This is a genomic window from Pseudomonas sp. 14P_5.3_Bac1 (genome assembly GCF_025466135.1).
Taxonomy (GTDB): domain Bacteria; phylum Pseudomonadota; class Gammaproteobacteria; order Pseudomonadales; family Pseudomonadaceae; genus Aquipseudomonas.
In genome coordinates this window covers 1-10,656 of record NZ_JANLOF010000052.1, presented here as the reverse complement: position 1 = coordinate 10,656, position 10,656 = coordinate 1, and the positions used below count along the sequence as shown (strand labels likewise).

Annotated in this window: 9 protein-coding genes; 4 read left to right on the top strand and 5 right to left on the bottom strand. The window is 64.2% G+C overall.

From position 1 onward, the window contains the following. Positions 1 to 175: 175 nt before the first annotated feature. Positions 176 to 1,039, bottom strand: coding sequence for a LysR family transcriptional regulator (locus NTD89_RS11635; RefSeq protein WP_262207749.1), 864 nt, complete (start codon positions 1,037 to 1,039; stop codon positions 176 to 178). Positions 1,040 to 1,141: 102 nt separating this feature from the next. Between NTD89_RS11635 and NTD89_RS11630 the strand changes: the two genes are divergently transcribed. Then, positions 1,142 to 2,140, top strand: a complete 999-nt coding sequence (locus NTD89_RS11630; protein WP_262207748.1) for a quinone oxidoreductase family protein — start codon at positions 1,142 to 1,144, stop codon at positions 2,138 to 2,140. Between the two features lie 62 nt (positions 2,141 to 2,202). Here the strand turns inward: NTD89_RS11630 and NTD89_RS11625 are convergent, their stop codons facing one another. Both NTD89_RS11625 and NTD89_RS11620 read right to left on the bottom strand, forming a co-directional pair. Continuing rightward, on the bottom strand, positions 2,203 to 2,706 hold the full coding sequence (locus tag NTD89_RS11625; protein ID WP_262207746.1) for a hypothetical protein: 504 nt from the start codon (positions 2,704 to 2,706) through the stop codon (positions 2,203 to 2,205). 147 nt (positions 2,707 to 2,853) lie between these two features. After that, complete coding sequence (locus NTD89_RS11620; RefSeq protein WP_262207744.1) at positions 2,854 to 3,576, bottom strand: pirin family protein; 723 nt, start codon at positions 3,574 to 3,576, stop codon at positions 2,854 to 2,856. Positions 3,577 to 3,756: 180 nt separating this feature from the next. Here NTD89_RS11620 and NTD89_RS11615 point away from each other — a divergent pair, with 180 nt between their 5' ends. Together NTD89_RS11615 and NTD89_RS11610 are read left to right on the top strand one after the other, a co-directional pair. Beyond that, positions 3,757 to 4,707, top strand: a complete 951-nt coding sequence (locus NTD89_RS11615) for a GlxA family transcriptional regulator (protein ID WP_262207742.1) — start codon at positions 3,757 to 3,759, stop codon at positions 4,705 to 4,707. 95 nt (positions 4,708 to 4,802) lie between these two features. Beyond that, a complete protein-coding gene (locus NTD89_RS11610) occupies positions 4,803 to 6,302 on the top strand; it encodes an ATP-binding protein (RefSeq protein WP_262207740.1) in 1,500 nt (499 codons plus the stop codon). Here the strand turns inward: NTD89_RS11610 and NTD89_RS11605 are convergent. Beyond that, positions 6,249 to 9,011: an ATP-binding protein gene (locus tag NTD89_RS11605; RefSeq protein WP_262207739.1), complete on the bottom strand. Its 2,763-nt coding sequence runs from the start codon at positions 9,009 to 9,011 to the stop codon at positions 6,249 to 6,251. The genes NTD89_RS11610 and NTD89_RS11605 overlap by 54 nt on opposite strands. A 58-nt stretch (positions 9,012 to 9,069) precedes the next feature. Next, positions 9,070 to 9,468: a helix-turn-helix domain-containing protein gene (locus NTD89_RS11600; RefSeq protein ID WP_145163655.1), complete on the bottom strand. Its 399-nt coding sequence runs from the start codon at positions 9,466 to 9,468 to the stop codon at positions 9,070 to 9,072. A 204-nt stretch (positions 9,469 to 9,672) separates the two neighbouring features. On the opposite strand from NTD89_RS11600, the gene NTD89_RS11595 reads away from it, so the two are divergent. Then, positions 9,673 to 10,581, top strand: a complete 909-nt coding sequence (locus NTD89_RS11595; protein WP_262207737.1) for a LysR substrate-binding domain-containing protein — start codon at positions 9,673 to 9,675, stop codon at positions 10,579 to 10,581. The last annotated feature ends 75 nt before the right edge of the window (positions 10,582 to 10,656 follow it).

Here is a 10,656-nt window from a genome sequence, read left to right as displayed (position 1 = left end):
TGGGGTGGGACAGTCAGCTCATGTGTCACTGGCGCACCGCCTTCGCGAGCAAGCCCGCTCCCACCTCTGACCGAGTACAACCGACACCCATCTATCTGATGCACAGAGCTATGTGCAAACCCTGCGCCTGGAACGCGCCAAGCAGGTGCTGGAGTCAACGCCACCGCCGGCTGACTCAACGCCGCAGCTGCACTTCACCTTCGATGCATGCCACCAGAAACTCCATCACCACCTTTACCGACGGCGAGCGGCGCATATCCGGGTACACCGTCAGCCAGATATCGCGGACCGGCCCGTCGCTGGGCGTCGGCAACCTGGCCAGCAGCGGATCGTGGTCGCCCACCAACGTTGGCAACACCACTGCGCCGACGTGCGCGCGCGCGGCCGTCTGTTGGGTGATCAACTCGCTGGCGGCAAACACGATCGGGCGTTGGCCGCGCAGTTGGTGCAGCCACGCCTGTTGCGGCAGGTGATCACGGCTGCTGTCGTAGGCGATGAAGGTCCATTGGGCAGCAGGCAGCTGCGTGAACGCGGGCGCGCCATAAAGACCGAAGCGCGCCACGCCGACCTTGCGGCGCACCAGCGCCTCTTCGTCGGGGCGCACCGTGCGCAGGGCGATATCGGCCTCGCCCTTGTCGAGCGCGGCCAGTTGAGTGGACGGTATCAGCACCAGATTCAGCTGGGGGTACTGGGCCCGCAACCGCGCTATGTGAGGCGCGATGCAGTGGTTGGCGATGGACGGCGGGCAACTGACTCGCACAGTGCCGGCCAGTTCGATGGAGGCTACCCGCGACAGGCGCAGCACGTCGGTGGCCATCTCGCCCATGCCTGCGGCCAGCTCGGCCAGCGCCAGGCCTTGAGCCGTGAGTGGCCGGCTGCGTGGCAGGCGGTCTACCAGTTTTACGCCGAGGGCTTTTTCCAGCGCATCGACGCGGCGCCCGACGGTGGCGTGTTCCACCTGCAACTCGCGGGCGGCCGCCGACAGCGACTGGGTGCGGGCCAGAACGGTGAAGTAATACAGATCCTGCCAATCGAACATCGGGTTATTTCCGCACAGAGGCTGGGAAGGGTTGGGGAATATTCCTACCGAGCGTGCCCTTTTACCATGGCCGCTTCCCAGTGCAAACGGAGTTGTTACCCGATGAAAGCCATCACCCTGCAAGCCTACGGCGGTCCCGAAGTCGCCCAATTGCGCCACGACGTTGAAAAACCCCAGGTCACGCCGGGGCATGTGCTGGTCAAGGTGGCCTGCGCCGGGATCAATTTCATGGACATTCATACCCGCCAGGGCAAATACGCACACTCTTCGACGTACCCGGTGCGCCTGCCGTGCACCCTGGGCATGGAAGGCGCCGGTGTGGTGGTTGAAGTCGGTCCGGGCGTCAGCCACTTGGCTGTGGGCGACCGCGTGGCCTGGTGCATCGCCTGGGGTGCGTATGCCGAGTATGCGAATGTGCCTGTCGAGAAAATTGCGCAGATCCCGAACGCAATCGGCTTCGATCAGGCCGCTGCGGCGATGTTTCAGGGCTGCACCGCGCACTACCTGATCGACGATGTAGCGCGTTTGCAGGCGGGCAGTACCTGCCTGGTTCATGCCGCGTCCGGCAGCATCGGCCAATTGCTGGTGCAGATGGCGCGTCGGTTGGGGGCAACGGTATTGACCACCGCCAGCAGCGTCGAGAAATGTGCGATTGCCTTGCAGCAGGGCGCCCATCAAGCCTGGACCTATGAGCGATTTGCCGATCAGGTGCTGCAAGCCACCGGCGGGCGAGGGGTGGATGTGGTGTTTGATTGCGTCGGCAAAAACACCTTGCGTGAGAGTTTTCGCGCCTGTCGCACGCGCGGTTTGATCGTCAACTACGGCAATGTCTCGGGCTCGCTGACGGACCTGGACCCGATGGAGCTGGGGGAGGCGGGCTCGTTGTTCTTGACGCGCCCACGGCTGGCTGACCACATGGCCGATGGCGCGACCGTGCAACGGCGTGCCAACGCCGTGTTCGCGGCGATGCTGGAAGGCGCGCTGACGGTGGACATTGAAGGGCATTACAGCCTGGAGACAGTGCAGCACGTTCATGCCCGTATCGAGGCGCGGCAGCAGATCGGCAAGGCGGTACTGTGGGTGGACCGCGACCTGCGTTAACCGCAGGCGAAAAAAAACCGGCTGATCAGGCCGGTTTGGGGTGCCCCGCAAACAGTGCGGGGTTACGCGTTGTGCCCTTGCAGACGATCCGCACCGCCTTCAGCCAGGCCACGTTCCTGCAAGCGATCCGCACCGCCTTCGGCCAGACCGCGTTCCTGCAAGCGATCCGCACCGCCTTCAGCCAGGCCACGTTCCTGCAAGCGATCCGCACCGCCTTCAGCCAGGCCACGTTCCTGCAAGCGATCCGCACCGCCTTCAGCCAGGCCGCGTTCCTGCAAGCGATCCGCACCGCCTTCAGCCAGGCCACGTTCCTGCAAGCGATCAGCACCGCCTTCAGCCAGGCCACGTTCCTGCAAGCGATCAGCACCGCCTTCAGCCAGACCGCGTTCCTGCAGACGATCCGCGCCACCTTCAGCAACACGACGGTCCAGCAGACGGTCAGAACCGCCTTCGGCTACGGAGTTACCTTGCGGGCGATCCGCGCCGCCTTCAGCGACAACCGGGTGAGCAAAAGCGTTTGCAGCAAGTACCGAGAAAGCGAGGCTAAGCAAGAGTTGGCGTTTCATGGTGGTGTGCTCCGAGTATTCTAGTTGGGTGCCGTTTGGCATGGGTTTGATGTTACGCGTTGGTTTTTTTAAGAGAACTTCATTGAGCTGATGGTGACTATCGACGCCAGCGATGACCCGTTTTGGGGCGGGTCATCGCGGTGACGGTCAAGGCATCTGCGGCCGTTCCTGAGGGCGCAGGTCGAACACCAGCACCTCGGCATCTTCGCCGTGGCTCAGGCTGATCTGCCGTTCATCGCGCACGCGGGCGCCGTCGCCTTCGTGCAAGCGCTGGCCGTTGACTTCAACACTGCCTCGGGCCACGTGGATGTACACATGGCGATCCGGCGGCACGTCCAGCGTCGCGGCTTCGTCGCCGTCGAACAGCCCGGCATACACCCGCGCATCCTGGCGCACATTCAGCGAACCCTCGGCACCTTCCGGCGAGATGATCAATTGCAAGCGCCCACGTTTCTGCGCCTCGCTGAAGTGCTCCTGTTGATAGCGCGGCTCGGCGCCGACCACATTCGGCACGATCCAGATCTGCAGGAAGTGCACGCCCTGGCGTTGGCTATGGTTGAACTCACTGTGCGCCACGCCGCTGCCGGCGCTCATCAACTGCACATCGCCTGGGCGAATCACCGAGCCGGTGCCCAGGGTGTCCTTGTGTTCCAGGGCGCCTTCGAGCACATAGGAGAAAATCTCCATGTCGCGGTGCGGGTGCTGGCCGAAGCCTTTGCCGGCGGCGACGCGGTCATCGTTGATCACCAGCAGGTCAGAAAAACCCTGCTCGGCCGGGTTCCAGTAATTGGCGAACGAGAAGGTGTGAAACGACTTCAACCAACCGTGATTGGCGGCGCCGCGGTCCGAAGCTTTGCGAAGGGTCAGCATGGTCTTGTCCTCAAGTGAGAGCGGGCTGCGTCATGCAGGGCTCTTGTGTTGAGAAGAAGGTTAATGGTTAGCGTGAAATTCATTAAGAAGCTGAAATCTGAATAACTGTCTCTCTGCGGTTGACAGTAAAAGGCATGCCATAATGTCGCCTCGACTTCCTTCTCGATGGACTTTCTCTGCATGAAAACCGTGGCCATGGCGCTGTTTCCGGACTTTTTGCTGCTCGATATGGCCGGTCCACTCGAAGTGTTTTCCATCGCCAATCGCTACCTGCCGGCGACCGCTCACTATCAGATCCTGACCATTGGCACCGAGCCTGGCCCACTGCGCGCCTCCAATGGTGTGCAGGTGCAACCCGACCTGTTACTGGAGCAGGCCCACGACGCCTATGACCTGTTGCTGGTGCCGGGCGGCCCCGGTGCCTATAACGAATGCCATCCTGCGCTGCTGCCCTGGCTCAAGGCCGCCGCACCCAGGGCGCGACGCTTTGGCTCGATCTGCACCGGCGCCTTTGTGCTGGGGCATGCCGGGCTGCTCGACGGCCACCGCGTGACCACCCACTGGCATTACACCGAACGGCTGATCAAGGGCTTCCCCAAGGCTATCGTCGAGACCGATCGTATTTATTTGCAGGATGGACGCTTGATCACCTCCGGCGGGGTGACCGCCGGTATCGACCTGGCGCTGTCGGTCGTCGCCCAGGACCATGGCAAACAGGTGGCGGTGGACGTGGCCAAAGTATTGCTGGTGGTGATGAAACGCCAGGGCGGCCAGGCCCAGTTCAGCCCGATGACGGCGGCTGTGGCGCCGTTGGAAACGGCGATCACCCGGGTGCAGAACCAGGTGCTGGCGCAGCTGGACCAGCCCTTTACCATCGACTCAATGGCCGCGCTGGCGGGCATGAGCGCGCGGCACTTCACGCGGCTGTTTGCCAAGGAGGTGCAGATGACGCCCATGGCGTTCCTGCAAGGCGCGCGCATCGACCGCGCCCGGCAGTTGCTGGAAACCACCGACCTGCCACTCAAGACCGTGGCGTTTCGCGCCGGGTTTGGCAGCGTGCGGCACATGCGTTTTCTGTTCAGTGAAAAGCTCGGCCTGAACCCTACGCAATACCGACAACAGTTCAGTTAGCGACAGGATGTCTGTTTCGCGCACCTGATTGGCCGTGGCGCTCCCCGTGCCAGCATTGTCCTGTCATGGCGAGCTGGCAAGATAGCCACAGGCCCATGGAAAAGGATGCGCAAACGCCCAAGGCCGGGTGTTCCAGCGCTTTGACCCGCATGCACAACCCACACGCAGTCAGCTTTGGCCCCTACACCTTTCACCGCCAACAGCGGCTGGTCAGCAAGGCCGGCCTGCCGGTGCCGCTGGGTGGGCGTGCGCTGGATATCCTCGCGGTACTGCTGGAGACGCCTGGGCAATTTGTGCGCAAAGACACGCTGATTGCCCGGGTCTGGCCGAGCAGCGTGGTGGAAGAGAACAACCTGCGCGTGCACATCGCGGCCCTGCGCCGTGCGCTGGACGGGCAGCGCTATATCCTCAATGAACCCTTGCGTGGCTACTGCTTTGTTGCGCCGGCCAGCGCCGCATCGGCGTTGCCCTGGCACAATCTGGCCGTGCGACTCAGCCCGGTGCTGGGCCGTGATGAGCTGTTGGGCACACTGGTGCGGCGCTTGTACAGCCAACGGCTGATCATGCTCACCGGCTGCGCTGGCGTGGGCAAGAGCACCGTGGCCCTGGCCCTGGCTGAACGCGTGTTGCCGCGTTATCGCGACGGCGTGTGCTGGGTGGATCTGGCAACGGTGCAAGGGCCAACCCACCTGCTGCCTCATCTGGCCGCCACGCTGAACCTGCAACCCTGTGCCAGCGCCAACGCCCTGGCCGAGCAGTTGGCGCTGCGCCAGCTGTTACTGGTACTCGACGGCGCCGATGTGTCGCTCGGCGCCTGCCGCCACCTGGTGCGCACGCTGCAGGCACACGCGCCGCAGGTGACGGTGGTGTTGACCAGTCGTGAGGCCTTGCAGGTGCCTGGCGAATGGGTGCAACACGTGCCCAGGCTGGCGCTGCCGATGCCCTCGGCCTGGCGCGGTGTCGAGCAGGCGATGGCCGCCGCGGCGGTCCAGTTATTTGTCGCACGGGTGCGTGCTGGTCAGCAGGGCTTTGTGCTGCGTGCCCAGGATTTGGCGCCACTGCGCGACATCTGCCGGCGCCTCGACGGTATTCCCCTGGCCCTGGAACTGGCGGCGGCCCAGGTCGATGCCCTGGGCATACGGGGTGTGCACGAGCAGTTGCAAAGAGGCTTGCAGGTGTTGACGCGCGGCCGGCGCACGGCAGTGGAACGGCACCAATCCCTGATCGCGGCACTCGACTGGTCGTATCAGCGCCTGAGCCTGCCGCAGCGCTGGCTGTTCCTGCAGTTGGCGCTGTTCAAAATGGCCGTGACCTTGCCGCGCTTGAGCGAGCTGGTGGCAGGCACCGAGCTGGAACACGCCGACCTGTCCTACCTGCTGTCGCGTCTGGCGGCCACCTCGATGCTGGCGGTGGAGCCGGGCCCCGGCCCTGCGCGCTACCGCCTGCTCAACAGCGTGCGCAGCTACGCCCTGGCGCTACTGCGCGACCCGCTGCAAGTCGCGCAATTGCAAAAGGGCTATGGGCATTACCTGGGCTCCCGTTCAGGCCAGCCGTTTGTCCTGCAACTCGTCGAGCAGGCGGCGTACGCAGACTAGGTCGTGGGTGGCAAAGCCTTCGTTGAATTGCTTGTAGAGAGTGTTCAACAGGTCGCGCGCCGCCTGCCGCCGTCCTTGGCGTTGCCATAGGCTTGCCAGCGACATTGCGCTGCGTAACTCCCAGGCCAGCGCGCCTTGCTGATGCGCCAGGGCCAGCGCCTCCAGCAGCAGCGTTTCGCGCGCGTGAAGATCAGGTAACGCCTCGGCCCGCACGCGCAGAATCTCGGCGCTGCACCAACCGGCCGCGCCACTTCTGGCGCGCTCAAACACTTCATCATCTACGTCGATGGCGTTGAACGTCACCAGTGTGTCCCGGACCAGGCCCAGCCCTTGCAAATCCGCCTGCGGCGCCGTGCCCGCGTAGTGCTGCGCCCAGGTGTGAAACAACTGCACCGAGTGTTTTTGTGCCTGTTGCAGCAACAGGTCGAGCAACGAACGCGCCGCAGCGCTATCGCCGTTGTAGCGGGCGATCACCACGCCGGCCAGGGCCAGCGTGTAGCAGATCGAGGTGCCGTGGTTGATCTGCAGCGCCAGCTCCAGCGCCTGGTTGGCGGTACGCCAGGCACGCTCTGCAAAACCGCGCAGCCACAGGATGCGCGCAAGCATCGTCAACGACGCCACACTCTGGTCGTATTGCACGCCGAAGCCATGGGTAAACCGATTCAGATGGCCGCTGTGGGCCATGCGCTGCATCACTTGTTCGGCGTTGTGCAGCGCCAGTGCCTGGTTGCCGGCAAAGTGTTGTGCCAGCACCCGCAGGCGCTGGGCGCTGAGGTCCAGCAAGGGCTCGGATTGTGGGCCGAGCTGATCGAAGTGCAGGCTCTGTGCCAACGCCTCGCGATAGTTGCCGCTGCACAAATTGACCGCCATATGGCCCGACACCGCCCGTAACTGGCCGGTGAGGTCGTTGCTCGCTTGCGCCAGGCGCAGCGCGCCGGCAAAGGCTTGAATGGTCTGTGGGGTGCTGCCCTGGGCGTGGTAGGAGAAACTGCCCAGCGCCAGCTGCAATTCCATCTGCAGGCGCTGGCTCGGCGCGGTTGACTGCGCCAGCCGCGCCAGAGCCTTGCCCACGTACAGCCCGTGCTCGTGCAGCAGCGACAGTTCCTGCCACAACGGCATCGCACTCACCGTGAGGCGAATACCCAACAAGTGCGCACCCACCTCGCCCAGGCACCAGTCGAGGGCGGCGCGAATGTCTTCGCGCAGCGGGGCATAGCGGCTGATCCACACCTGGGTCGCGATCAGTTCCCAGTCCTCCCGGGCCTGTTCCATCAGCGCCAGGCAGCGCGCCGCGTGGCGCTCGCGGGTGGCCTCAAGCTCGGCGGCCACGCTGAGTTTTTCCAGCGCGTAGGTGCGGGTGATGTCGAGCAGGCGATAGACCACGTCGTCATCGCCAGCCTCGACGTTGAGCAGCGACTTGGCGACCAACTGGGTGATCGAGCCCAGCACCTCGTTCGGCGCGATGCGCTCCCCGGCGATCACCGCCGCTGCGCTGGCCAGGCTGAACCCGCCACGAAACACGGCCAGGCGCCGCAGGCAAATCTGCTCGCAGGCCGTCAGCAGCTCGAAACTCCAGTCCAGCGTGGCGCGCAGGGTTTGCTGGCGGGGCAGGGCGCTGCGCCGGCCACGCACCAGCAGGCGAAAGTTGTCTTCCATTTGCACCAGCAGCCCCGGCAGGCCGAAGCGCTGGATCTGCGCCGCCACCAACTCGATCGCCAGGGGAATGCCGTCCAGGCGCTGGCAGATATCAATGGCCAGCGGCAGTTGCGCTTCGCTGAGTTCAAAACGGTCTTGATGGGACATGGCGCGTTCGATCAGCAGCTGCAACGCCGGGTAGCCGAGGGCCTGGGCACGGTTGCCGGAGGCGGGCGGGCAGGCCAGCGGTTCGAGGCGCTGCACGTATTCGCCTTCGGCCCGCAGCGCTTCGCGGCTGGTGGCCAGGATATGCACGTGGGGCGCGTGGCGCAGCAGGGTTTCGCTGATCAGGGCGATGTCGTCGAGCAAGTGTTCGCAATTGTCGATCACCAGCAACAGCTGACGCGCGTGCAGGCTGCGGGCGAAGGTCAGCAGCGGCTCATGCGCTTGGGGCGTGAGGTCGAGCAGCGCGGCGAGGTTGGGCAGGATCATCGACGGCGCGCTCAGCGGTGCCAGGTCCAGCAGGCGAATGCCGTCGCGGTAATGCCCGATCAGCAATTCGGCCACCCGCAGCGCCACCGTGGTCTTGCCAATGCCGCCTGCGCCGGTGAGGGTGATAAAGCGTTGCTGCGGCAGTTGCTGCACCAGCGCATCGATCAGCGCCTGGCGACCGATCATCCGCGTGCGCCGCAGTGGCAGGTTATGGCCCTGGCTGTGGGGCGGGCCGTCGGCAGGAATCGTCATCGGTTCGATGCTCAGTGGCGCAACAAAACTGTAGCCGCGCTGGGCCACGGTGACGATGTAGCGCTGGCCGGCCTGGCCGTCGCCGAGTGCCTTGCGCAACGCCGCCATGTGCACCCGCAGGTTGCCGTCTTCCACCACCGTTTTCGGCCAGACCCGCGCGATCAGTTCCTGCTTGCTCACCACATTGCCGGCCTGCTCCAGCAGGATCAGCAGAATCTCCACCGCACGCCGTCCCAGGCGCAACGGGCGACCGGCCTCCAGCACCAGGCGTTGGCGCGGGTGGATGCGGTAGGGGCCGAAATGCACGGCCTGGTCGCTGAGGTCACTCATGGTGGCCCATGCTCGGGAAAAAGGGTTTGGCCAGCATATTCCAGGTGCGTACAGACCACTAGGCTGCAATCACGTGCGGCTTGTGACGCAAGTGGTGGTTTCGCCAGGTCATCGGGTTGACGCCTTCGCTGCGCGTGAACATATGGCAGAAGTGCGCCTGGTCGCAAAACCCGCATTCCAGGCTGATTTGCGTGAGGCTCAAGGAAGAGCCGGTGATCAGTTCCTTGGCCCGCTGGATACGCTGTTGGCGAATCCACTCCTGCGGCGACAGCCCGGTGGTGCACTTGAAGGCGCGCGAGAAGTGGCTGCGCGACAGCGCGCACGCCTGCGCCAGGTCGGCAATTGCCAGGCTTTCGCCGAGGTTGGCAAGGATCAGTTGTTTGGCAATGCGCTCGCGTCGGGGGCATAGGCCGCCGGTCGCGGAGAAGCGCGGAGCACAGTACTCAAGTCGGGCCATGACAAATATCCGTAGTCGATGGGAGCGTTCCCGGTGAATGGATCCAGTGTAGACCGCTTCATTTTTGGCGCCGGACCGTCTGGCTGACGAGTTAATCGTTGTTAATTTCGCCAGGTCATGGCGCGGAAAAGACAGCACAGGCGTGCAATCGCGGCATGGCGGTATCTGCTTATCTGGCGGCCTGAAAACCGTTTGGAAGCCGCCATGAACCGCAACGACTTGCGCCGCGTCGACATGAACCTGCTGGTGATTTTCGAAGCATTGATGTTCGAGAAGAACCTGACCCGGGTGGCCGAGAAGCTCTTTATGGGCCAACCGGCGGTGAGTGCGGCGCTTGGGCGCTTGCGGGATTTGTTCGACGACCCGCTGCTGTTGCGCAATGGGCGGGGCATGGAGCCCACGCCACGGGCGCTGGCGATACTCAAGGAGTTGCAACCGGCCATGGACACCATTTCCGGCGCGGTCAGCCGCGCCAAGGATTTCGACCCTTCCACCAGCTGCGCGGTGTTTCGTATTGGTTTGTCGGATGATGCGGAATTCGGGTTGTTTCCGCCGTTGCTCAGTCAACTGCGTGAGGAGGCGCCGGGGATTATCGTGGTGGTGCGTCGGGCCAACTACCTGTTGATGTCGGCGTTGTTGGCCAGTGGGGAGATTTCGGTGGGGGTGAGTTACACCACGGAATTGCCGGCGAATGCCAAGCGCAAGAAGCTGCGCGATATTCCGTGCAAGGTGCTGCGGGGGGATGACGGGGAGGCGCCGCTGACCCTGGATGATTACTGTGAGCGGCCGCATGCGATGGTGTCGTTTTCGGGGGATTTGAGCGGCAATATCGACCTGGACCTGGCGCGGATCGGCCGGGCGCGCCGGGTGGTGTTGGCGGTGCCGCAGTTCAGTGGGTTGCGGGCGTTGTTGGCGGGCACGCGGATTATTGCGACGGTGCCGGATTATGCGGCCTGTGCGTTGACTGAGGGGACGGTGTTACGGGCGCAGGATCCGCCGTTTGAGATTGAGGCGGCGGAGTTGTCGATGGTTTGGAGTGGGGTGCATGATAATGACCCGTCGGAGCGGTGGCTGCGGTCGCGTATCAGTGAGCATATGTCGCGGGCGGTTTAGGCGTGGCGGCCTCTGGGCCGACCAGGTGGGGGTTGGGTTGGGTGCATATCCGTTGCTGCGGTCAGGGCCACTTAG